We start from the raw sequence: 24,443 nt of genomic DNA, 5'->3' as shown, positions 1-24,443 counted from the left end.
CGTCAGACTTTCGTCCATTGCGGAAGATTCCCTACTGCTGCCTCCCGTAGGAGTCTGGGCCGTGTCTCAGTCCCAGTGTGGCCGATCACCCTCTCAGGTCGGCTACGCATCGTCGCCTTGGTGAGCCGTTACCTCACCAACTAGCTAATGCGCCGCGGGCCCATCTGTAAGTGTCAGCCGAAACCGACTTTCAGCTTTTCCTCATGAGAGGAAAAGGATTATCCGGTATTAGCTCCGGTTTCCCGAAGTTATCCCAGTCTTACAGGCAGGTTGCCCACGTGTTACTCACCCGTCCGCCGCTAACCAAAAGGAGCAAGCTCCTTTTAATTCGCTCGACTTGCATGTATTAGGCACGCCGCCAGCGTTCGTCCTGAGCCAGGATCAAACTCTCCAAGAAAGTTGATTTAGCTCATTTGTTACGTTAGCTAGTTTCTATAGTAGAAACTAATGTTTTTTTGTTGACGTTCTTGTTTGTTTAGTTTTCAAAGAGCAAAGTTTCTTTTTTCACTTCAAGAGCAATCTCGCTCGGAAGCAACTCTATTACTATATCATTTCGTTAACTCGGCGTCAACACTTTTTTTAAATGTTTCCGACGCTTGCGTGTTGTTAAATCGTCATTAACGACCGCTAAAATATAATAACACCATTAACAACCAACGTCAACAGTATATTGAAATTAATTTCACTTTACATATTCGTCTTTTATATAGAAGAAAGCCGACTCTCATATTCGGAGTCGGCTCCATCTTATTTCGTAATTTTAATAATTCCTGTTTGTTTCAGATTAACTTGACCCGGCTTTTCAATCACTACCTTTTCACCTTCAGCTAAGTTAGTGAAAACAACCGGCGTAATGGTTGATGTAGCATGTTCTTTAATATAATCCAAATCAACTTTTAGTAATGGCTGACCTTGGTCAACAATGTCATTTTCAGATACTAAAGTTTCAAACCCTTGACCCTTTAAATTCACTGTATCAATTCCAACATGAATTAGAATCTCGCGGCCTGTATCAGAAAGAATTCCAATTGCATGTTTAGTTGGGAACAGGTTAACGATCTTCCCGTTTACAGGCGATACAATTGTACCCTCTGCCGGAACAATTGCAAAGCCATCACCCATCATTTTACCTGCAAATACCTGGTCAGGCACTTCTGTAATTGGCTTTAATTCACCTTTCAATGGAGCCATAAATCCTTGGTCTTCATTACTGCGAGCAGTTTGAAGTGCTTCTGGATTAATTTCCTCGATTTGCTGTTCCACACCTTTTTCAGGCGCTTTTACAGTAGTGCTTGGTTTTTTACCATTCATAATATCTTTCATTTGGCCCTTAATGGTTTCGGAGCGCGGTCCAAATATCGCTTGTATATTGTTTCCGACTTCTAAAACACCAGCCGCACCTAATCTCTTCAATTGATCTTTATCAACATTTTTGATGTCATTAACAGATACACGAAGTCGAGTAATACATGCATCTAAGTGAGCAATATTTCCCTTACCACCCATTGCATCCAAAATATTAGACGCCAAATCACCAGATCCAGCTTTACCTGTTGGTGCTTGGTTTTCTTCCTCTTCTTCCAACTCACGTCCTGGAGTTTTTAGATTAAAGGTACGAATCGCAAATCGGAAACCAAAGTAGTATACAACTGCAAAAACAAGACCCACAGGTATAACAATCCACGCATTTGTTTGCGGGTTAATTAATCCAAATAAAATATAGTCAATTAAACCGCCGGAGAAAGTCATCCCGATTTTTACATCTAACAAGTGCATGATCATAAACGAGAACCCGGCGAAGATTGCATGAATACCAAACAAAATTGGTGCTACGAATAAAAATGAGAATTCTATTGGTTCTGTAATACCCGTTAAGAATGAAGTAAGGGCAGCAGATGCCATTAATCCTCCAACAAAAACTTTCTTTTCAGGTTTTGCTTCATGATAAATGGCTAGCGCAGCTGCTGGAAGTCCAAACATCATGAATGGGAATTTACCTGTCATAAATGTTCCTGCTGTTAAATTTTGAACATTGTCTGTGATTTGTGCCATGAAGATACGTTGATCTCCACGAACCACTTCTCCTGCTTTTGTTGCGTATTCTCCGAATTCATACCAGAATGGAGAGTAGAAAATATGGTGTAAACCAAATGGTATCAAAGAACGTTCAATTACTCCGAAAATAAAAGCAGAAATTGTTAAGTTTGCATGTACCATGTTTTGTGAGAACGCATTTAAGCCATTTTGAATTGGCGGCCAAATAAAAATCATCAATAAACCTAAAACAAGAGCAGACGCTGCTGTAATAATAGGTACAAAACGTTTTCCTGCGAAGAATCCTAAATATGATGGTAATTCAATTTCATAAAACTTATTGTACATCGCAGAAGCTAGTATACCGACGATTATTCCTCCAAACACTCCAGTTTGCAGTGTCGGAATTCCTAAAACGTTTGCGTAGTTTAGACCGTTTACATCTTCTGCTGTAATTCCAAGGACTGTTCCCATCGTTACATTCATGATCAGGTATCCAATAATTGCCGCTAGTCCGGCTGTACCCTCTCCCCCAGCTAAACCAACTGCAACACCAACCGCAAATAGGAGCGGGAGGTTACCAAAGATGATATCCCCGGCTTTTTGCATAACAGCAGCAATCATATCCACCGTGCTGTTATCTAGGAAAGGAGCTAACTCTATAAGTGCCGGGTTTCTAAGCGCCGCCCCCAAGGCAAGTAAAATACCTGCAGCCGGCAATAGCGCGACCGGGAGCATTAGTGCTTTACCGACTTTTTGCAAGACGCCAAAAGCTTTTTTAAACATAATATATACCTCCATTTTTTATATAGCTCATTAAGCGTTTTCATTTACCAAAAAACACAAAAAAGGCATGAGTAAAAGTTCAATTGAAATGAGGCTACGGGTATAGATTACCCAAAAACCATTGTTTCAATTAATACTTTTCACTCATGCCTGATCGAATCAGTAACACGTAAAAAATAATAACTATTTAAATTTTTTCTGTATCCTTTGCAAATGCATCGTTAGATACACAGCTTCTGCATCAAATACTTTCATTTTTAATGCTTGTTGCATCACTTTAATGAGCTTCCATGAGAGATTATAGCACACAGGATATTCTTGTTTCAATAGTGAATTTATTTTTTCTGGTTCTTCTACTTTTTCCCCTTTCACTACCCTCTCAATGGTGAATCGCAAATGGCGAACAAGCCTCATATAATCAATGCTTTCTTTATCAATCTCAATTTCAAACTGCTCTTCCACCATACTTACCAACCTGCTGACTAGCTGTGAATGCTGATTCACTTCAGATAAGTTTCTATTTGTCATGGCACTGTGAATATGGAGAGCTATAAAACCGATCTCCCCTACAGGCAGAGAAATCCCTGTTTTTTCATTGATAAATTCAACAACCTCCGCAGCAATTTCATATTCATGCCGATATAGCGTTTTCGTTTCTACGAGGAACGGATTACTCATTTCCATTCCTTTAGATACTCTATTGATTGCAAACATTAAGTGGTCCGTTAATGCAACATGGATATGCTCATCTAACTGTGTATGGGTCCTTTGTTTGATTAGTCCTATAGCAGAAATAATTACTTCTAGTAGATCATTATCAATAAACGGAAGCAGTTTAATATAATTTTGTTGTTCCTTTTCATTTTTAAGTACAAACAGTTTTTCTACCGAATCTGTTTCAATAAAATCTCCATGTTTTCGATTAAAGCCTATTCCTTTACCGATTAAGACAACTTCTTCATAGGAAGGATGTTCGGCAATCAAAACATTGTTATTTAATACTTTATCAATTAATAGCTTTGGCATTGCCTTCCTCCCCATTTTGTCCGAATTACCTTAGTATTCTCATGTTATAAGAGTCAAAACAAGAAGTCAACGACAATATTCGACACAATTACATATACGCAATTTCTCTTATCGCTATTAAAAAGAAACCAACTGTAAATCCGAGCAAAGCAATTGTGTCCTTCACTAGCGTATTGGAATGAAGTCTGCCACTGATGATTTCTTTTTTTGCAAAAAAATAGAAGAATTCGTGCAAAAAAAGAGCCTGTGATCATCACAGACTCTTTAGACTCAATTATAAAAACAAGAAATATAGAATGAAAATAACAAAGAACAAGTACATGATTGGATGAATTTCTTTCGTACGCCCTTTAACGATCATTGTAATTGGGTAGAAGATAAACCCAATGGCAATACCTGTAGCAATGCTATATGTCAAAGGCATGGCAATCATAGTTAGGAAGGCTGGTACAGCTACTTCAAATTTTGTCCATTCAATTTTCCCTAATGAACCAACCATCAAGGCGCCAACAATAATTAATGCTGGTGCAGTAACTGCTGCTGTAACTACTGATAATAATGGGAAGAAGAACAAAGATAAAATAAACAATGCTGCTGTAACGAGTGAAGCAAATCCTGTTCTTGCACCCGCTGCTACTCCAGCAGATGATTCAATATAAGATGTTGTCGTTGAAGTACCAAGTACTGCACCGACGGTTGTTGCTACTGAGTCAGCAAGTAATGCTCTGCCTGCACGAGGTAATTTATTGTCTTTGATCATTCCCGCTTGATTCGCCACTGCAACAAGTGTTCCAGCATTATCAAAGAAATCAACAAAAAGTAAAGTCAAGATAATTCCAAGCATCCCCATTGTGTAAAATGAACTATCACCAAAAGAAGAAAATGCTGCTCCAAATGTAGGTGCTAAACTTGGAACGGTATCGACAATTTTATCGGGTGTGTCAATTAGGTTAAAGATCATTCCTACAATAACAGTAATAATCATTCCGAGAAATACTGCTCCGTTAATTCCTCTAGTCATCAGAATTACCGTCACAACAATTCCGAAAATAGCTAGTAATGTTGGTCCAGCTGTCAAATCACCTAAACCAACTAGAGTTGCGTCATTATTTACTACAATACCAGCACTCTGTAATCCAATAAACGTTATATATAAACCAATACCTGCACCAACTGCATGCTTTAACTCTATAGGAATCGCATTGATTAGTTTCTCACGTAAACCTGTTAACGTTAATAAAAAGAAAAATACGCCGGAAATGAATACTGCACCTAATGCATGCTGCCACGGAACGCCGCTTCCTAATACAACAGTATAAGCAAAGAATGCGTTCAATCCCATACCAGGCGCTAATGCCAGTGGATACTTACCGAGTAATCCCATCACAATGGATCCAATTGCTGCAGCTAGTGCTGTTGCTACAAATACTGCACCATAATCCATTCGAAGTGCATCTGGAAAATCCGGTACACTTGATAGTGTCAATGTTAGCGGGTTAACTACTAATATATAGGCCATTGCCAAAAAGGTCGTTATGCCGCCAATAATCTCACGACGGTAATTCGTCCCTAATTCTTTAAACATAAAATATTTTTGCATTTACTCTTCCCCCTATCAAATAATTCTTTTTATAAAAACAAAAAACGCTCCGATATCTCCGGAACGCTTGACTTGGGGCAAATGCAAATAAATAGAGGGGCTACCTCTGTTTTTTACACCGCCTCGTAGTCAAGCCATTTACGGTGGCTCGGTAGAAACTTTTGGGCCTTATTCCCAAGATTATACGAGTTAAATCGACAAATTATTTACTTCCCCTTTATCTTACCAAGGATCCGCCTCCTTGTAAATAAAAAAGCGAACGTTTTTAAATATATATTTAAAAACGTTCGCTTTTAGAAGTATTCTTTTTAATTTATTCCCACTCAATAGTTGCAGGCGGCTTGCTGGTAATGTCATATACCACCCGGTTAACATGAGCTACTTCATTTACAATTCTGGTTGAAATAACTTCGAGCACTTCCCATGGGATTCGTGCCCAATCAGAGGTCATCCCATCAATAGACGTAACTGCGCGGATACCAATTGTATAATCGTATGTACGCGCATCGCCCATTACTCCTACACTTCGAATGTCTGGAAGCACCGTAAAGTATTGCCAAATGTCTCGATCAAGTCCGGCCTTCTTAATTTCTTCACGAAGGATCCAATCAGATTCACGGACAATTTCAAGCTTATCTTCAGAAATCGCTCCTAAGACACGAATTCCAAGACCTGGTCCAGGGAATGGTTGTCTCCAAACAATATCATCCGGAATTCCAAGCTCAGTACCAAGCGCACGGACCTCATCTTTAAACAGGGTATTCAAAGGTTCGATTAATTTAAATTGCATATCTTCAGGCAATCCGCCGACATTATGATGAGATTTAATGGTTTGAGCAGTAGCAGTTCCACTTTCGATAATATCAGTATACAGTGTTCCTTGAGCTAAAAACTCAATTCCTTCAAGCTTCGTTGCTTCATCATCGAATACATAAATGAACTCGTTGCCGATAATTTTCCGCTTTTTCTCCGGATCAGATACACCTTCTAATTTAGATAAGAAACGTTCTTTTGCATCCACTTTAATAACATTCATATGGAAGCCTTCAGCAAAAGTCTTCATAACACTTTCTGCTTCATTCTTGCGAAGTAGACCATGATCGACAAAAATACAAGTTAGCTGGTCGCCAATAGCTTTATGAATAAGCACAGCTACAACAGAGGAATCTACTCCGCCGCTGAGAGCACAAAGTACTTTTTTATCGCCAACCTGCTCACGGATTTTTGCCATTTCCACTTCAATGAAATTCCCCATTGACCAGTCGCCTTTACACTCACATACATTAAAAACAAAGTTCTTAAGCAGATCATTACCATATACGGAATGACGAACTTCTGGGTGAAATTGAACCGCATAAAGTTTCCTTGCTTCGTCACTCATAGCAGCAATTGGGCAGTGTGGGTTTGTTCCGTCAACAGTAAAGCCAGCTGGTGCTTCAACAACCAAATCTCCATGACTCATCCAAACCACTTGCTCTTCGGGCATATCGTGGAAAAGTTTGGTTTGATTTTGAAGGTTCATTACAGCCTTCCCATATTCACGGTTCTTCGCTTTTTCAACTTTCCCTTGAAAGTGAACAGTCATTAATTGCATCCCATAGCAAATCCCTAAAATAGGCAGACCCATTTCAAAAATTTCCTCATCACAGCGGAATGAATTCTCATCATAAACACTATTCGGTCCGCCTGAAAAAATGATTCCTTTTGGATTCATTTTTCTAATTTCCTCTGCTGTAATTGTATGAGGATGTAGTTCACTGTAGACACCAAACTCACGAATCCTCCGTGTAATTAACTGGTTATACTGGCTTCCAAAGTCTAAAACCACAATCAAATCTGTATTTGTCAACACGTCCACCTCTTCCATAATAATAAGGTTAGTATTTGCTTTAATAACAAAAAAAAACTAGAATTCCCCCTCCATATAAACCAGGAAGGCAGAATTCTAGCTTTATCACAATTGCTATAGCAGAAATTTCTGCCTTCATAGTCAGGTTATTTATGGTAACCCGGTAGAGACTCTCGAACCCTATTTTCGAGGATATATGAAGGAAAACCGTATAATTTTACGCCTTATTGTAACAATAGGTCGTTTTATCGGTCAAGCAATTGTCTTTTTAATTAAATTTTCCCATAATTCCCGTGTATCCTTCCAGCTTCCTTCTGGAAGTTTTTGATGGTATAGATATTGCTCATATCTATCCGTCAGCTTTGACATCTCTCTAGATGCAAAGAAGGTATCAATGTAGCGGGCATAATTTCTCAATGTTTGGCCTTCATTACGCTTTAAGCCATACCTCTCTAATTGTTCTAAAAGGATAAGATAAGCTTTGCCGATATTTTCATCCCTTTTTCTTAATCGGAACTGAAGTAAATATAAACGCGGTATCCATTTTCCTCGCAGCCTATACATTAGGCAGGTCGTACCAATAACTACCACAAACAAAACGAATACCCATTTCCATTCTTGATTGAAGAATGTTTTTATACTAAGCCAGAAACCACTAAATGAAAAAGTTTGTTCATTCTTCTCCGTACTGCTGCTATCTTCCTCCAGGCTCTTCTGTGGCTTTGGCACCGCCGGAGCAGTTGTTTCGACAGCAGGAGTTGTTCCATCATTATTTGTAAAATCGATCGAAACACTATTTGTGAAGCCCTTTGTTGGCTCAAACGGCACCCATCCTTGGTTAGGAAAATAAACTTCAACCCAGGAATGGGCATTATTATTGGTAATTTCATAAATTTGTTTTGAAGGTTCGTCTTCACTGTAATTCAGAAATTCCCCGCCAGTATACCCTTTTACCCATCGTGTAGGAATTCCTAGGGACCTGAGCAAAACCGCCATTGAGGTCGAAAAATTATCACAATACCCTATTTTTGTTTCAAATAAAAATTGATCCACGTAATCATCATTTTCTCCCGGAACAGCTACATCACTCTGACTATACCTGAACCCAGAGCCGCCAAAATGACGCTCCACAGCTTTTGCTTTATCAAACCAATTTGTTTCTTTTTCCGTTATACTTACAGCTAGCTCCCTAACTCTATCAGGCAGGTTATCAGGCAATTGTGTATATCTTGCGAGAAATTCTGCATCAATCTGTTCAGGGTCTGCTGCTACTGTTTCCCTTAGTTCAGTTGCTTGATATTTTGGCACCTTATACTCCACTGAATAGGAATCAGGAGCCATTGGAGCAGAGTCAAAGCCGTTTAATATTGAGATTTTTTCTTTTATGGAATCGATCTCTAAAATATAATTACGTTGAAATTGCACCCTTTGGATACCAGCGGGATAAATGAGATGATCATAATCCATGAACATAAATAAGGAGGCATTCTCATCCCGGGTTTCAACATTTGAAGGGATAGAAGACACAGGTATTAAATCTTCTCCTCCTATTCGGGAGAGAGTGGATTCTGAAGGAATCCAGCCTTTTCCTGTGTAATGGTCCTTCGTTTCTACCTTCCAATAATTCTTTTCGACTGCTTCAGCGCGGAACACGACACTGTCATCCCCAATAAAAGAACCACCTAAACGGGAATCATCTGTGCCGTACCCTACTTTAGAAACCCCTTTACCAACTCCATCCTCACCGCCTTTATTGCCGGCAGCCTTAAGATATGGAACAGGGTCCGGCCATATAGGTGCGAATTTTGGAGAAATAATTCCAACGATAACACTAAACGTAATCATTATAACTAACGGTCTCATCCATTTTCGTGCCGTAAAGGAATCACCACTTATATTCTCTCTGGCTAGAATTCGGTAATAGGTTAACATTCCCAAAACCGCAAAACCAACTATCACGGTTCGGACAATGGCTGTTTTTGCACTATAAAGTGTGAATGTATCTAACACGGTGATATAAATAAGCGTCATAAAGAAGAAAATGAAGATTCTTTTCCGATTCAAAAGCCAATAGTGAACTAAGTACACCATTAACCAGAGAAGAATAAACAACAAAAATGTCCTGAATTCATTGGTCAACCCTAACCAATTGCGAGCAACAATCCTACTGAAATTTGTGGTCAAATCATCAGTAAAAAATGTGATCCAGCTGAATTGGAAGAACCCTTCCTCATAATGAAACATATTGACTGAAAAGAGGATAAACCATAATTTTATGATTGTCTGCCAAATCCACTTCATCCTGAGAAAAGCTAATGTAAAAGATAAGAGGATAAAAATCACAAACATTTCAATATGATCTGTGGTGGTTAATTTCTCGACAGGACGAAGCCATTCCCACAAAAGCAAAAAACCAAACATGTATAAAGTAAATGACTGAAAATCTCTTTTCATCGCAAATTCACCTCCGAAAAGGCAGATGCAAATTGCCCTTCATGTACCATTACTACACGTATATTCCGTGCGTTGGCCAGTGCAATCAATGATCTTTCGTCTTGTGTAGAAGACTCCTTTTCCCCCTTTATAAGAAAAAGTGTAATCTTTCCTTTTCTTTGCCCAAGGTAGCCAGCCTTCTCTAGTAAAGGCTTCGTTAATTGGGCACTTACTAGCAAGAAGGATACCGTTTGTTGGACAAACATCCCCTCTGTCTCTAACACTTTTTCAAACGAGGAAGGACTCTTTGCTTCTATCTTTGCTAAATGATAGAAAAGCTGTTGCAGTTGGTTTTCACCGCCCCTTATAGGAAATGATGCCCTTTCTCGACTAATGGTCAAGAGCCCAATTTGTGCTCCCTTCTTCAAAACGGCACGTAATAAAGATGCCGTAAAGGAAACAATTGCTTCAAAGCGCTTATCGGGTATGCAATCCATCACAACAAATACATCATGGGATTGACGCTGTTCAAATTCCTTTGTCATAATTTCATTTCGTTTTGCAGAGGCTTTCCAGTTAATCCACGAAAACCGATCACCGGGCTGGTAATCCCGGACACCAATCGCCAATGTGGTATCACGCTGTACCCGTTCCCTTGACGCAGTCATACCTTGATCAAAATGGGTTTCAAAGGGCCGGTACAGTAATTCTGTATAAGCGGGGTAGACAATGATTTTACTTTCATTTGTCTGCGATTTTACTTTTTCAACTAAGCCTAAAATATCACCTGTTCGGACGATAAATCCTTTAAATTTATGCTCGCCCCGTGGAAGTTCATGAATAACATATTCATAGGAAAATTCCTTCCTAAAACCCGGCAATACTAGTGCCTTTGCCTTCTTTTTTTGCTGGGAATGCTTTAGGGCGTCATCTACATCATCTTCAATCAGCAGATAAAATATCGGGAAAAATGATTTTCTCTTTACGGTTACGGTTACCTCCAACGGTTCACCAGCACTGTAATCATTTTTGGGTATTTGTCTGGTTATTTCCAACTCATTCAAAGAATAAAAGGATAAGCCGATACAATAAAGAGCAAAAGGTAAGAAGCTATAAAATAAAAACCAGCTTACAAATCCGCCTTGAAACATGGCGTATGAAAAGGTAAGCACAATCAAAAAGAGTAAGACGACAAACTTCCATACTTTTTTGAATGGAATCGATAATTTCTTCATATTACTTCACGAGCCTTTGGACAGGAACAGGAATTCTTGCAATCACTCGATTTACAATTTCTTCCGCTGTCAATCCCTCAAACTTTGCTTCTGATTTTAAAATAATCCGATGAGATAAAACAAATGGTGCTAGATATTGTATATCATCAGGGATAACATAGTCTCGACCATACATAAAAGCATAGGCTTGTGCAGCTTTCATTAAAGCAATGGAGCCCCTTGGACTAGCGCCAAGGTAGACAGAGTGAAATTTTCGAGTCAGGTTAACGATATCTACAATATAGCGCTTAATCGTTTGGTCGACATACACCTCTTTTATTTCTTTTTGCAGGGATTGTAAACCTTCGAGATCCACCACTGGATGAAGGTCTTCGATCGGCGGGACTTTCTGAGCTCTATTAAGAACTTCTATCTCTTCTTCCACTTCAGGGTAGCCCATTTTCATTTTTAATAAAAAGCGATCCAGCTGTGCTTCTGGCAGCGGATATGTCCCTTCGTATTCTATAGGATTTTGTGTCGCCATGACAAAGAATGGCTTTTCTAATCGATGGGTGACCCCATCAATGGTTACACTGGCCTCCTCCATTCCTTCAAGTAGAGCAGACTGTGTCTTTGGCGAGGTCCTGTTTATTTCATCTGCAAGGATAATGTTCCCCATCAACGGTCCAGGCCGAAACTGAAATTCCATTTCCTTTGGGTTATAAATCGAAATTCCCGTAACATCTGATGGTAATAAGTCAGGGGTAAACTGAATCCTGCGGAAGTTCGCATTAACAGACTTCGCGAGAGCACGGACCATCATCGTCTTCCCCACACCTGGCACGTCCTCCAGCAGCACATGGCCTTCTGCTAATAAAGCAATAAGGCTAAGTTCCGCTACATTCCTCTTTCCAATCATCACCTTTTCAATGTTTAAAAGAATTTTTTCTATTATTGGGTTCATATTTTCAAGAGCCACGTATATCCTCCTCAATTATCTCTCTATATAGAACATTATATCTCATGTATTCTATTTTTCTTTGGGAAATTCCTGTCAAAAGTAACTCAATATTCAAAAACTAAATGAAATCCCACACTGATAATCTTCGAGCGGCATAACCTATTTATGGCAGAATAATATATGACTTGTGTTGGGGGCAAAAGGATGAACAAAAAATTATTCCCTAGTAATCGAAGACCAACCATTGCGGTTACGGGGAGTGCTGGTAAAACAACGACGAAATCGATGATTGCTTCGATATTAAGACAACGATGGACGATTTACGAATCTAGAGATGTGAATAATGCATTTATCAATACGGAAAAAAGCGCAAAGAGGCTCAGAGATTTCCATCAGGCAGTGGTGGTTGAATTTGGCATCGTTTACTTCGGGCACATCATAAAGCATTGCGGTTTTATTAAACCTAATATTGGCGTGATTACGAATATCGGCACCGCTCATATCGGCAATTTCGGCGGAGATGTAACAAAATTGGCGGCAGCAAAGTCTGAACTTATACAACATATGGACCAATCTGGTATTTTCTTATTCAATGGGGATGACGATAATTCTAAGCACCTGCTTATCAAATCCTTTCCTGGAACGATAATAAAAGTCGGAATCAAAAACCGGGCAGACTATCGTGCCGAAACAGTGGAATATACAGAAGGCGGGATGAAATTTCGCGTAAAATTAAAAGGAACACATTTCCCATTTCACATTCCAATCTATGGAATTCACAATATATATAACGCGCTGTTTGCGATTGCTATTGGTGACCTGCTTGGCTTTACACCAGAAGAAATTTCTCGAGGTTTGGAACAGTACAACAAGCCTGTAATGCGGATGGCAACTAAAAAACTTACTAATAATATCACGATAATCGATGATACCTTCAGTGCAAATGTAGATGCGATGAAAGCAGCCATTGATGTCCTGACCAATGTAGGCTTGAATGGAACAAAAATTGCTGTACTAGGAGACATGAAAGGACTAGGAGTCATTACACAGGAAGCACATAAGGAAGTTGGCTCATATGCAGCCCTGAATAAAGTAGATTATCTTTATACGACTGGTGAGCTTGCCATGATGATTTTACAGGCAGCGCTGGAACAAGGAATGTCTCCGGACAACGTTATTCATTTTGAACAAAAAGAAAAGCTATTTCAAGCCCTTACTAATTTATCCCCAGGAACGACTATTTTAGTGAAAGGTGCCCGCAAAGCCAAGATGGAGGATGTAGTTAATTTCTTAACAGCCAGATATGGAGATGCCTAAATTTTTTCGCAAACCAATTATAGAATGGCCAATACGAAAAAAGGTCTTCCACCAGTTTAATGTGCTGATGAAAGACCCTTTTTCACAATGACCAAAATTAGCGATTTACCACTCTCTGTATATGGATAGCCAAGTATAATTTTTCATTATTCGTAAGACTATGGTCAAATTGATTTACGATATAATCATTAATTTTTTCCGTACACTCAATAGCCTCTTTATGCTTTTGCTTAAACGACTCATAAAGAAAAGGATCATCGTCCTCAATATAATTTTTACTATAAAGCCTTTGGGCAAAAAATTTCAAATGCGTCACAAATCGAAAATAATTTAATGATTCCTCATCAAAATTTATTTTATAATGATATTTCACAATGTTTAAGATGTCTTGCATGACTCTCGTAATATTAGCGACATTTGGCATTTCCTCATTCAATCCTGAGTTAACGATGTGCATCGCAATGAAACCAGCTTCATCCTCGGGTAAGAGGACACCTATCTTCTCATTAACTAATTTTATTGCCTCTAAACCGATTGAAAACTCTTCCTTATAAAACCTTTTGATTTCCCACAATAAAGCATTTTTTATGTCATAGCCTTTTTGGTTTCTATCAACTGCAAAGTGAATATGGTCCGTTAAAGAGATATAGATGCTATCATTAAGAGTTCTCCCTAGCCTGCTTTTTGCAATCTTAATAATCTCCTCAGTGATTTCCATATATTCTGCGGGAACTTCATATAAAAGGGTCTTAAACTTCTCAGAGATATCTTCATTTTTTAAAGCAAAAATCTTTTCAATCTTGTCCTTGTCCACAAGATCTCCAGGCTTTTTTTGAAAAGCAAGACCTTTCCCCATAACAACTAACTCTTCGTTTTTTTCATTAAACGTACTTATGACATTATTATTGTATACTTTGGCTATTTTCATTTGACCACCTATATATGTTAAATTGGTTTTAATAACTTGAATAGTGATCGTTAAAATCTGGATATTCAAAAGAAGGAAAGCCATAACAGCTTTCCTACATTATAGTATATACTAAAGTTTTTCTCCATTGGTTGCAATGACACTCTTATACCATTCAAAGCTCTTCTTTTTTGAACGCTCGAGCGTCCCGTTTCCTTCATTATCCTTGTCCACGTAAATGTATCCATAACGCTTTTTCATCTCACCCGTTGAAGCACTGACGAGATCAATTGGTCCCCAGCTTGTATAGCCTAGAATTTCAACTCCGTCTTCAATCGCTTCAGACATTTCTGCCACGTGCTTTCGTAAGTACTCGATACGGTAATCGTCGTTAACCGCCCCGTCTTCTGTTGGAACGTCGACAGCACCTAGACCATTTTCCACAACAAAAAGAGGTTTTTGGTAGCGGTCATACAATTGATTTGCCGTAATACGGAAGCCCTTCGGATCAATCGTCCAACCCCATTCAGACTTTTCGAGGTAAGGATTTTCAATAGAACCAAATACATTACCAGCAGTCGTCTTATTGATTTCTGGATCCGTACTTGTTGTGCGGCTTGCATAATAGCTAAAACCAATATAATCTATTGTATGATTCTTTAATAGCTCTTCATCCTGCTCTTCCATTTCAATGGTTAGGTTATTGTCCTTGAAAAATCTCTTGGCATAGCCTGGGTATTGACCGCGAGATTGCACATCAATAAAGAAGAAGGAATCACGGTCTTTTTCCATTGCATCGAATACATCATCAGGATTACATGAGTAAGGATACGTTTGACCTGCTGCGAGCATACAGCCGATTTTAGCATCTGGAATGATTTCATGGCCAGCTTTTACCGCTAAGCTACTTGCCACCAATTGATGATGTGCTGCTTGATACTTCACTTGCTTTTTATCTTCTCCCTCTTTAAAGACAAGGCCAGCCCCAACAAACGGCAAGTGCAGAAGCATATTGATTTCGTTAAACGTCATCCAGTACTTCACTTTGTCCTTATATCTCTTAAAAAGAGTTGTCGCATATGTCTCAAAAAAGCTAACCATCTTGCGATTTCTCCAGCTGCCATAATTCTTCACTAGGTTAACCGGTACATCAAAGTGAGCAATGGTTACCACTGGCTCAATACCATACTTCAATAGTTCGTCAAACACATTGTCATAAAATTGAAGTCCTGCTTCGTTTGGTTCAGCGTCATCTCCATTTGGGAATATCCGAGCCCAAGAGATTGATAAACGCAATGCTTTAAAACCCATTTCTGCAAAAAGAGCGATATCTTCTTTATATCGGTGATAAAAGTCGATCGCTTCATGTGATGGATAAAATTCACCTTCAAGTGGTTCATACGAAGGCAGATTCCCAAACATAATCTCCCAGCGTTTGTTCCCTGTTGGTAACAAATCAACCGTGGTTAATCCCTTTCCATCTGCTAAATAAGCACCTTCTGCTTGGTTTGCCGCAATCGCGCCACCCCATAAAAATCCTTTTGGAAAAGCCATAGTATCCTTCCTTTCTTAAACGACAGGAAGAAAGGAAAAGTAACCTTTCCTTTCTTCATATAAGTGATTAATTCGTCACTAGGTTAATTAATTGACTACCTGTTTTGACTTGCTTTTGTTTTGTTAACACTAAACTGTATTCCTTATGGTTCGTCACAACAACAGGCGTTGTTAGAGGCTTACCGGCTTTTTTAATTTGCTCGATATCGAACTCAATTAGTAATTGACCTTTTTTCACATACTCACCTTGAGTAGTATGTGCGGTGAAATACTTTCCTTCTAATTGAACTGTGTCCATTCCAATATGCATTAGAATTTCTGCACCTGAGTCGGTTGTAATTCCAATCGCATGATTGGTTGGGAATAACGCGGATACTGTTCCAGATACAGGAGCTAGTAACTTCCCTTCACTTGGTTCAATCGCTACACCGTGTCCTAGTGCACCAGATGAAAACGCTGCATCTTCAATTTCTGATAATGCAAGTACTTTACCGTTTAATGGGCTCACCAATTCTTCATCTTGGACCTTAGTTGCAGCAACTTCATTAGAAGCTGTAGTTGTTTCTTTTGTTGCCTTTGAAGATTTCTCTTGATTAATTCCACCGAATAAATAAGTTAGAACAAATGCTACTGCAAAACCTACGACCATCGCAATAATCGATCCATAGAAACTCATATCGAGTCCTGCACCTGGTTTGATGAACGCTGGAATAACGAACATCCCCATTCCACCAAACATCCATAACTTACCTGCTGTTGCACCAATGATCGCACCACCGACACCGCCACCGATACAGCTCATGATAAATGGCTTTTTAAGCGGTAATGTAATACCATAAATCGCTGGTTCTGTAACACCAAACAACCCTGAAATGAACGCTGGAACACTAAGTGATTTTAATTTTTTGTCTTTCGTTTTTAGCAGAATCGCTAATACTGCACCAGTTTGTGCAAAACATACCATAACGGTTGTTGCTAATACTGGGTCGTTGCCTAAAGCAGTCAAATTGTTCATTGCAATTGGAACCAGACCCCAATGAAGACCGAAAATAACAAACACTTGCCAGAATCCGCCTAGAATTAAACCTGCTACAAGAGGGCTTAACTCATAAATCCAAACCGTCGCTGCACCTAACAAACTGCCAGCCCATGTTGAGATCGGTCCGATGACTAGGAATGTTAATGGCACCATAATCGCAATTGTACAGAATGGAACTAGGAATGTTTTTACAACATCTGGAATGACTTTCTTTAAACTTTTTTCTACTTTTGAAGCTACAAATGCTGACAGAATGATTGGAATTACGCTTGATGCATAACTCATCATAATTACAGGAATTCCTAAGAATGTAATGTGTATTGGTGATTCAAAGAGTGTACCTTTGAAAAGAACGTTTGATACTTCCCCTGTAGTTAGAGTTGCTAATGTAGGGTGTACCAATGCTGCGGCAATCGCCATCCCGATAAACGGTGTACCGCCAAATTTCTTCATCGCTGTATACCCTAAGAAAATTGGCAAGAAGTTAAATAAACCATCACCAGCGATATTGAATAATTGGTACGTACCTGAAGTTGCTTCAACCCAGCCTAACGCTAAGATTAAGGCAGCAACCCCTTTAATCATACCTGTTGCAGCCAAAACACCCAGGATTGGTTGGAAAACGCCTGAAATCATGTCAATGAAAGCTGCACCCAAACCAACTTTTTCACCACTGCTTGTATCACTGCTTTCACTAACAGCACCAAGATTTCCTACTGTTGTAACAGCCGCATACACATCAGGAACATGGTTTCCAATAACAACCTGATATTGTCCTCCGCTTTTCATGACGGTAACAACACCATCCATATTTTTTAACACTTCTGTATTTGCTTTGCCTTCATCCTTTAACTTAAAGCGGAGACGTGTAACACAGTGAACAACACTGGAAACGTTTTCTTTTCCGCCCACATTTGCAAGAATATCTTTTGCTAACTGTTCGTATTTCATATTTTTATACCTTCCTTCTATTATTTGATATATATTTTTCAAATAAAAAACCTGATCCGATTAGAAACAACACACGAGATTCTTGTGCGTGTTTTCTAATCAGATCAGGTTATGCCCACTTAAGGTAACATTCCTGCAAAGGAATTTTATTAAGTTTTATTTGATACGTGTAATTTATCACGGGTATTTGGCATGTGTCAACGCTTTCTTTTTAAAAAAATTAATAATTTTATAGATTGCCGATATGCCTCTTATTTATATATAAATGCCAAAAAATAACCGTTTACAAAAAACTTGCTTGACCAAAAAAATCATGTTATAGTAAACGCAATTAAACAAAACAACCTTTTAGGATTGTTACTGGTTATGCAGGCAAAACCTAAATCACGTAATCTATGAGACTTTTCTGTCTTCGTTACGTGGTTTAGGTTTTTTTATTTGCTTTAGTAGAAAGCGTAACCAAGAAAATGGAGGGATACTAATATGAGTAAATCTACTTATCAATTTCCAGAAGGATTTTTATGGGGCGGCGCTACAGCTGCAAACCAATTAGAAGGTGCCTATCTTGAAGGCGGCAAAGGTATGAATCTTGCCGATGTCATGCCTGGCGGTAAAGTAAGATTAAAGGTTATTGGAGAACCTGGTTTTGACTTTAAAATCGATAATGAGAAATACGTTTATCCGAACCATGATGGTATTGATTTTTATCACCGTTTCAAAGAAGATATCGCTCTGTTTGCTGAAATGGGATTCAAAACATATCGTATGAGTATTGCTTGGAGCCGAATTTTCCCTAAAGGCGACGAGCTAGAGGCAAATGAAGAAGGGCTAGCTTTCTATGATCGTGTATTCGATGAACTAAAAAAATATAATATCGAACCAGTTGTTACGATTTCTCATTATGAGATTCCGCTTCATTTAATCACTGAATATGGCGGTTGGCGTAACCGCGAAGTGATCGGTTTCTTTGAACGTTATGCAACAACATTGTTCAAGCGCTATAAAAACAAAGTAAAATACTGGTTAACTTTTAACGAAATTAATGGTGCGACACACATGCCAATTCTAGGACTTGGTTTCTCACCAGAGACGGAAGAAACAAAATTACAAGATAGTTTCCAAGGCCTGCATCATCAGTTTGTAGCAAGTGCGCTTGCAGTAAAAGCAGGACATGAAATCATTCCAGGAAGTCAAATCGGCTGTATGCTAATTTATGCACCAACATATTCTTATGATTGCAATCCTGAAAATGTATTACATGCACTACAAGAGGAACGTCTATTTAACAATTACTGTGGTGATGTACAGGTCAGAGGAGCTTATCCAGCTTTTGCAAATCGTTTCTTTAAAGAGAACGGCATTAACCTTGAGATTAAAGAGGGTGACTTAGAAATCATCAAGGAAGGTACTGTTGATTTCATTTCATTCAGTTACTATATGTCACGCACAGATAAAAAGAATAAAACACCTGAGGAAATTGGCCAAGGTAATTTGATTGGCGGCGTTAAAAACCCATTCTTAAGCGCTAGTGATTGGGGCTGGGAAATCGACCCTACTGGACTTCGTATCGCTCTTAACCAATTATATGACCGTTATCAAAAGCCACTATTTATCGTAGAAAATGGACTCGGTGCTTATGATAAAGTTGAAGAGGATGGCTCAATCAATGATGATTATCGTATTGATTATTTAAGAAGCCATATCGATGCAATGGGTGAAGCCATTGAAGATGGTGTTAATTTAATGGGATACACTCCATGGGGCTGTATCGACCTAGTGAGTGCATCAACAGGCGAAATGTCCAAGCGTTATGGCTTTATCTATGTCGATAAGCATGATGATGGAAGTGGTACGCTTGACCGCAGTAAGAAGAAATCATTCTTCTGGTACAAAAACGTGATTGCTACAAACGGGCAAGAATTATAAGAATCAAAAAGCAGAGACCAAGGCATCTTGATCTCTGCTTTTTTTGTACCTTTAAATTGTTTATTACTATTTATAACTTTATGCCATGTCGTTCAAATGCTGCTGCTTCTAGAACGGACATACCTTGCGCCTCTGCAGCCTTAGCCACTTTTTCCGAAACTTGCGGTGCAAGATTGGCAGGAGCAGCGTAGGACATTTCTCTTGCGCGCGCTGAGTTTCTGCGTTGGAATGGTCCCCAGATAGCAAAGGTTTGGCCTGGACTTTGAATATTAACAAAAAGCGTGTTTCCATCAGGGGAGAAGGTTGGTCCTGCCAATTCAGAATCACTTAAACGGTTGGCGGCAAAGGGATAGACTTTGCCTTCTGGGGTAATTCCCATAAGTCGATCTTGTCCTGAACCATCTTCTGCATACCACAGGTCACCCCATGGGGTCATACAGATATTATCTGGATATTCCATTTCTCGTACATCATTTCCCTCATAGAAAAGCTCCAATGTATTCGTGTGAGGAATATAACGGTAAACGCGGCCGAGTTTTTTGTCGCCGGCAGAGGTATCATCAAACCAGAAAACACCCTCTTGAAAGAACGCTCCCTCAAGTCTTGAGAATTTAATGCAGTTATGTGCAGCTGCTTCCTCGCGGCACATATGAGGATCAACTTTCTTCCAAACAATTTTAAATGTTTGGCCTGTTTTAAAAGTGCTTGCAGCTGGATCAGTTACCGCCTCAATCGCAGCGGCATACAGCGTACCGCCTTCTTGTAACGAGCCAGGCTTTTGGCTCGTGTTATTTGGGGTAAAACGGTAAAGGTAGCTTGGGCTTGCATCTTCAGTTAAGTATACATATCCTGTAGATGGGTCAATTGCACAGGCTTCGTGTGCAAAACGGCCCATCTCCTTAATTGGAGTTTTGGACAGATCGTTTTCCGGCTGCTGTGGATCTACTTCGAATACATATCCGTGTCCCGTAGAACGGTTTTCTTCACAAGTCAGCCAAGTGCCCCAAGGTGTTGCACCACCAGCACAATTTCGGATTGTTCCTGAAGACGTTACATATTCTTTAATAACTTCGCGATTAGCTCCTACAACTAGAGCCGTTGTACCACCTTGGGCATTTGCATCATACGGATTGCTTCCAAACGCTGGACCTGCCCCTAATTCATGATTACGAACAAGGATGGTCGTATTGTTTGGACCTTCAAAAGCTGCCATTCCATCAAATCCACCCGGGATTTTTGTCCCGTTAGACATTAGCTCTCCCTCTTCAGAGATAATTTTGTAATGAAAACCTTTTGGAAGGTCGAGAATTCCATTCGGATCCGGAACCAAAGGACCATAACCACCAAAACCGCTGGTTGGATTATTCGTTGTATCCGCAAATGCTTTTGAACCAAGTGCTAATACCCCTGTTGACCCCAGTGTAAGGGCAAGTGTACCCATTCCTCCCGCTTTTAAAAAGTCTCTTCTGTTCAAGCAGTTTTTAGAAGTTTCATTATTCACAGACTATCTCTCCTCAACTATTAATTATGAATCTAGTAATAGATTAAATTAATAGTTTTAAAGGAAAATAGGATTTTTGTAAAAATTCAGTGAATTAATGATAAGGAATTGTAAATAGGTCTTAGCTCCAAGAGAAGAGCGCTTATGAAAAAATCCTAATCGTAAATAACAAATAATAATAAAATGACTACATCCTCTTAATAAGGAAGTAGTCATATTTAATTTCTCTCTATTTTTCCGACAATGCTTTTAATGCTTTTGCCTTAAATCCGCATTGCTCCATCGCTTCAGCAAGCTCTGCTCTTAATTGAACTTCATCATAATCCACTAATTTTTTCCCCGCAACCACTTGCTTCCCAGCGATAAATACGTCTCTAACATTACCAGCATTAGCCGAGTACACTAGTGCAGAATAAGGATCAAAAATAGGAAACATATTGACTGAATCGGTTTCAACTAGGATGAAATCTGCTTGTTTCCCTGCCTCAATAGAGCCAATTTGCTTCTCCATACCTATAACTTTCGCTCCTCCGCATGTGGCTAACTTTACAATTTCTTCAGCTGGAAAGGCGCTGCGATCCTGTAAAAACGTTTTATGAAAATTGGCAAACAATCGCATTTGGCTGAATAAGTCCAAGGTATTCCCGCTGCTTGGCCCATCTGTTCCCAGCCCAACTGTTACACCAGCAGCTAATAAATCCTGAACACGGGCTACCCCTTTAGCAGATTTAGTATTAGCACCGATACAATGCGCAACCTTTACATCATACTTCTTCAACACCTCAATATCATGGTCTGACAAATGAATACAGTGGGCAGCAATTAGCCTTGGACTTAATACGCCAATCTCCTCTAAAAATTCAATCGGACTTTGATTGTATTCTATACGATACTTTTCCATTTCAAAGTCCATTTCACTAACATGCATCATCCATGGCACATCGTACTTTCGAGACAAAGCGTCGGCCTGCTGGACGACTTCAATTGTATTAGAATAGGGGGCATGTGGTGCTACTGAGGCTTGAATTCTACTATTCCCTTGCCATTTCGGTAGAAATCGTTGAGCATACTGTAAACCACCCATTGGCTCTGGCACATCAACTGTTACTGTGTCTATGACTGTTTCTGCTAAGATACTGCGGCTATGCATTTCTTCTGCTGCCTCTGCCAACTGTTGTTCAAAATAATACATATCAAAGAATGTCGTCACACCGGCAAGCTGCATTTCAGCAATGGCATATTTTGCGCTCGTGTACGCAAGCTGTTCATTCATACATTCATTTTCTAACGGAAATAAAAAGCGGTGTAAACGGTCTGGATAGTCATCCCCTAATGAACGAAACGGAATCATGCCAATATGTGTATGTGTATTGACCATGCCAGGTAACAAAATTGCCCCTCTGGCATCAATACATTGATCATAGGCGATGTCAATTGGCAGTGAATCCATCGTGCCAACATCTAAAATTTTCTCGCCATCCACTAATATATAGCCGTTCGGGAACTGCTCCATCTGTTCATTGATTGTTAATATCCAGGCATTTTTAATCACAATTTTCAAATTTGTTCACCCTCAATTAGCGGGATGATCATTTGAGATCGCACATTCATCATCCCTTTGTCTGTAATTTTGATAACAGGTGAAACCGGCAGAGATAATGTCGAGAAGGACATAATTTCATTGCTGTTGCGGTAGCCTAGCCTACTCATCGCTTGACGAACTTCCATCAATTGCGCACCTAGTTCTTGTATTGGTGCGTCACTGATAATACCGCCCACTGGCAATGGGCAAACTGCTTGAACCTCCCCGCCTTGTACCACAACATATCCGCCGTGCATATCCAATAATTGTTTTTGCGCGGCTATTATATCTTCCAGGCTTGTTCCCATTACCATTAAATTATGATGATCATGAGCCCATGTAGTGGCGACAGCTCCTTTTCTATATAGAGCTTTATCAACAAATCCGTAGGCAATGTCACCTGATTTCCCATATCGTTCCATCACAACAATTAAGGCTAACCCGCTATTCTCCCAATCTAAAAATCCATCTGCGACCCTAACTTCTTGCTGTACGTGTTCAGTAAATGTACCCACTTCCGAAATTTTAATTACGTTGACTACAGCCTTTTCAGAAACCTTCACCTTAAAACGTAAATCCTCTGCCGTTAATGCCCTGCAATTCAAAGAATGATAGAAGTGTTCTGGAAAATTAGGTTTCACAGCCGGATACTTGATTTCATCTCCTTGTGTATAGACTAATTTCCCATCCTTATAGACCGCCCCAATTTCAAAGCTTTCAACATCATTGAGCAAGAGAAAATCAGCTTTAAAGCCCGGAACAATCGCACCTCGGTCCTGAAATCCCATTCTTCTTGCAGGCGTATAAGTAGCGCAATAGATAGCCTGTTCTGCTGGCATTCCGGAGAAAATAGCCAATCGAACGTTGGCATCCAAATGTCCTTCCAACAGGTCGTCCGCCATCACATCATCCGTAATGATGGCCATATATTCATAGAAATCATTTTCAACAACAACGCTGATGTTTTCAGGGGTAATTGATTTCTTTTGAAATTCTAAAAACATTCCATTGGTGATTTTCTCATAAATGGATTCGGGCGATTGATGGGTATGATCAGCCGTTATACCTGCATATAAGAACTTTGATAATTCTAATCCCGAAACCCGCGGAACATGTCCTTCTAAAGGCATAAGCGGCCTTTCCGCTTGAACTGCACGTAAAATCTCCCGAATCAAAGAATTGGGTTCATTAACAATGCCATTAAAGTTCATCGCCTCCCCTAGTGCCATTACTTTCGGATGCTTCAAGAGCTGTTTCACTTCTTCAACACCAATAAAACCGCCAGTTGTTTCTAATTCTGGTGTCGTCGACGGAACAGAGGAAGGGATCGCATAGAAAATATCCATGGCACTTGGCTGGGAAAAGAACGCCTCCAGCCCTTCCATACCAAACACATTCGCAATTTCATGGGCATCAGCGATAACCGTTGTTACTCCGTGGGTTAACACTGCTTCTGAAAAAATAGAAGGGGAAGTCATTGAACTTTCAATATGCATGTGAATATCCATTAAGCCAGGAATCAAATACTGATTTTTCGCGTCAACTACTTCTGCTGCCTGACAATCATCTATTTCGTCCGCAGTTATATAGTAAAATTTATCCTTAACAATAAATACATTTTTCTTTTCAAACCTTTTGGAAAAAGTATTAAAAACTTGAGCATTTACAATTGCTAAATCGACTTTCATTTATATTCCCCCGCCCTCTGATTCCTTTATAAAAGAGAAAAAGGCCAAGAATTATCCTTAGCCCTTCTCCTTACT

15 protein-coding genes, 1 rRNA gene and 2 riboswitches (1 of these 18 running past the window's edge) are annotated in these 24,443 nt (G+C 39.5%); of the genes, 2 read left to right on the top strand and 14 right to left on the bottom strand.

All coding sequences use genetic code 11. From position 1 onward, the window contains the following. The 8 genes from QFZ31_RS33690 to QFZ31_RS33655 form a co-directional block, all read right to left on the bottom strand. A 16S ribosomal RNA gene (locus QFZ31_RS33690) occupies positions 1–397 on the bottom strand (it extends 1,153 nt beyond the left edge of the window). 350 nt (positions 398–747) lie between these two features. Beyond that, positions 748–2,820 carry a glucose-specific PTS transporter subunit IIBC gene (gene ptsG, locus QFZ31_RS33685; protein WP_307312615.1) on the bottom strand — a complete coding sequence of 691 codons (2,073 nt, stop codon included), beginning with the start codon at positions 2,818–2,820 and terminating at the stop codon, positions 748–750. A 183-nt stretch (positions 2,821–3,003) separates the two neighbouring features. After that, positions 3,004–3,846, bottom strand: coding sequence for a glucose PTS transporter transcription antiterminator GlcT (gene glcT, locus QFZ31_RS33680; RefSeq protein WP_307312612.1), 843 nt, complete (start codon positions 3,844–3,846; stop codon positions 3,004–3,006). Between the two features lie 274 nt (positions 3,847–4,120). Next, positions 4,121–5,446, bottom strand: a complete 1,326-nt coding sequence (locus tag QFZ31_RS33675; RefSeq protein WP_307312610.1) for an NCS2 family permease — start codon at positions 5,444–5,446, stop codon at positions 4,121–4,123. Between the two features lie 106 nt (positions 5,447–5,552). Next, positions 5,553–5,654: riboswitch (purine riboswitch) on the bottom strand. Between the two features lie 105 nt (positions 5,655–5,759). Then, positions 5,760–7,313 carry a glutamine-hydrolyzing GMP synthase gene (gene guaA, locus QFZ31_RS33670; protein ID WP_307312607.1) on the bottom strand — a complete coding sequence of 518 codons (1,554 nt, stop codon included), beginning with the start codon at positions 7,311–7,313 and terminating at the stop codon, positions 5,760–5,762. Positions 7,314–7,413: 100 nt separating this feature from the next. After that, positions 7,414–7,515: riboswitch (purine riboswitch) on the bottom strand. A 32-nt stretch (positions 7,516–7,547) separates the two neighbouring features. Further along, the gene (locus tag QFZ31_RS33665; protein ID WP_307312603.1) at positions 7,548–9,749 is read right to left on the bottom strand and encodes a DUF3488 and DUF4129 domain-containing transglutaminase family protein; all 2,202 of its coding nucleotides are present in this window, start codon (positions 9,747–9,749) and stop codon (positions 7,548–7,550) included. Beyond that, the gene (locus QFZ31_RS33660; RefSeq protein WP_307312601.1) at positions 9,746–10,963 is read right to left on the bottom strand and encodes a DUF58 domain-containing protein; all 1,218 of its coding nucleotides are present in this window, start codon (positions 10,961–10,963) and stop codon (positions 9,746–9,748) included. The genes QFZ31_RS33665 and QFZ31_RS33660 overlap by 4 nt, the downstream gene beginning before the upstream one ends. Position 10,964: 1 nt before the next feature. Further along, positions 10,965–11,906, bottom strand: a complete 942-nt coding sequence (locus QFZ31_RS33655; protein ID WP_373459957.1) for an AAA family ATPase — start codon at positions 11,904–11,906, stop codon at positions 10,965–10,967. Between the two features lie 201 nt (positions 11,907–12,107). On the opposite strand from QFZ31_RS33655, the gene QFZ31_RS33650 reads away from it, so the two are divergent. Beyond that, positions 12,108–13,220: a UDP-N-acetylmuramoyl-tripeptide--D-alanyl-D-alanine ligase gene (locus QFZ31_RS33650; protein WP_307312596.1), complete on the top strand. Its 1,113-nt coding sequence runs from the start codon at positions 12,108–12,110 to the stop codon at positions 13,218–13,220. Positions 13,221–13,317: 97 nt separating this feature from the next. On the opposite strand, the gene licT is transcribed toward QFZ31_RS33650, so the two are convergent. From licT to QFZ31_RS33635, 3 genes are all read right to left on the bottom strand, one after another. Continuing rightward, positions 13,318–14,148, bottom strand: a complete 831-nt coding sequence (gene licT, locus QFZ31_RS33645) for a BglG family transcription antiterminator LicT (protein ID WP_306077372.1) — start codon at positions 14,146–14,148, stop codon at positions 13,318–13,320. A 111-nt stretch (positions 14,149–14,259) separates the two neighbouring features. Then, a complete protein-coding gene (locus QFZ31_RS33640) occupies positions 14,260–15,681 on the bottom strand; it encodes a 6-phospho-beta-glucosidase (protein ID WP_307312593.1) in 1,422 nt (473 codons plus the stop codon). A gap of 67 nt (positions 15,682–15,748) precedes the next feature. Beyond that, on the bottom strand, positions 15,749–17,671 hold the full coding sequence (locus QFZ31_RS33635) for a beta-glucoside-specific PTS transporter subunit IIABC (protein WP_307312589.1): 1,923 nt from the start codon (positions 17,669–17,671) through the stop codon (positions 15,749–15,751). A 483-nt stretch (positions 17,672–18,154) separates the two neighbouring features. Between QFZ31_RS33635 and QFZ31_RS33630 the strand changes: the two genes are divergently transcribed. Further along, on the top strand, positions 18,155–19,597 hold the full coding sequence (locus QFZ31_RS33630) for a glycoside hydrolase family 1 protein (RefSeq protein WP_307312586.1): 1,443 nt from the start codon (positions 18,155–18,157) through the stop codon (positions 19,595–19,597). 70 nt (positions 19,598–19,667) lie between these two features. Here the strand turns inward: QFZ31_RS33630 and QFZ31_RS33625 are convergent, their stop codons facing one another. The 3 genes from QFZ31_RS33625 to QFZ31_RS33615 all read right to left on the bottom strand — a co-directional run bounded on the left by QFZ31_RS33625 (position 19,668) and on the right by QFZ31_RS33615 (position 24,368). Then, entirely contained in the window at positions 19,668–21,098 is a 1,431-nt protein-coding gene (locus tag QFZ31_RS33625; RefSeq protein ID WP_307312584.1) for an alkaline phosphatase PhoX, read from the bottom strand. A gap of 229 nt (positions 21,099–21,327) precedes the next feature. Continuing rightward, a complete protein-coding gene (locus tag QFZ31_RS33620; RefSeq protein WP_307312617.1) occupies positions 21,328–22,650 on the bottom strand; it encodes an amidohydrolase in 1,323 nt (440 codons plus the stop codon). A 5-nt stretch (positions 22,651–22,655) separates the two neighbouring features. Next, complete coding sequence (locus tag QFZ31_RS33615; protein WP_307312581.1) at positions 22,656–24,368, bottom strand: adenine deaminase C-terminal domain-containing protein; 1,713 nt, start codon at positions 24,366–24,368, stop codon at positions 22,656–22,658. Between the last annotated feature and the right edge of the window lie 75 nt (positions 24,369–24,443).

The sequence above is a fragment of the Neobacillus niacini genome, assembly GCF_030817595.1.
GTDB lineage: Bacteria > Bacillota > Bacilli > Bacillales > Cytobacillaceae > Neobacillus > Neobacillus niacini_G.
The sequence above is the reverse complement of the archived record's forward strand: the minus strand, read 5'-3'. Positions and strand labels throughout refer to the sequence as shown.

Coding starts and splice junctions, on each gene's coding strand:
- QFZ31_RS33655 (WP_373459957.1), bottom strand. CDS start 11,906: ATGAACCCAATAATAGAAAAAATTCTTTTAAACATTGAAAAGGTGATG.
- QFZ31_RS33650 (WP_307312596.1), top strand. CDS start 12,108: ATGAACAAAAAATTATTCCCTAGTAATCGAAGACCAACCATTGCGGTT.
- guaA (WP_307312607.1), bottom strand. CDS start 7,313: ATGGAAGAGGTGGACGTGTTGACAAATACAGATTTGATTGTGGTTTTA.
- QFZ31_RS33630 (WP_307312586.1), top strand. CDS start 18,155: ATGAGTAAATCTACTTATCAATTTCCAGAAGGATTTTTATGGGGCGGC.
- ptsG (WP_307312615.1), bottom strand. CDS start 2,820: ATGTTTAAAAAAGCTTTTGGCGTCTTGCAAAAAGTCGGTAAAGCACTA.
- QFZ31_RS33640 (WP_307312593.1), bottom strand. CDS start 15,681: ATGGCTTTTCCAAAAGGATTTTTATGGGGTGGCGCGATTGCGGCAAAC.
- QFZ31_RS33615 (WP_307312581.1), bottom strand. CDS start 24,368: ATGAAAGTCGATTTAGCAATTGTAAATGCTCAAGTTTTTAATACTTTT.
- QFZ31_RS33665 (WP_307312603.1), bottom strand. CDS start 9,749: ATGAAAAGAGATTTTCAGTCATTTACTTTATACATGTTTGGTTTTTTG.
- QFZ31_RS33660 (WP_307312601.1), bottom strand. CDS start 10,963: ATGAAGAAATTATCGATTCCATTCAAAAAAGTATGGAAGTTTGTCGTC.
- licT (WP_306077372.1), bottom strand. CDS start 14,148: ATGAAAATAGCCAAAGTATACAATAATAATGTCATAAGTACGTTTAAT.
- glcT (WP_307312612.1), bottom strand. CDS start 3,846: ATGCCAAAGCTATTAATTGATAAAGTATTAAATAACAATGTTTTGATT.
- QFZ31_RS33675 (WP_307312610.1), bottom strand. CDS start 5,446: ATGCAAAAATATTTTATGTTTAAAGAATTAGGGACGAATTACCGTCGT.
- QFZ31_RS33635 (WP_307312589.1), bottom strand. CDS start 17,671: ATGAAATACGAACAGTTAGCAAAAGATATTCTTGCAAATGTGGGCGGA.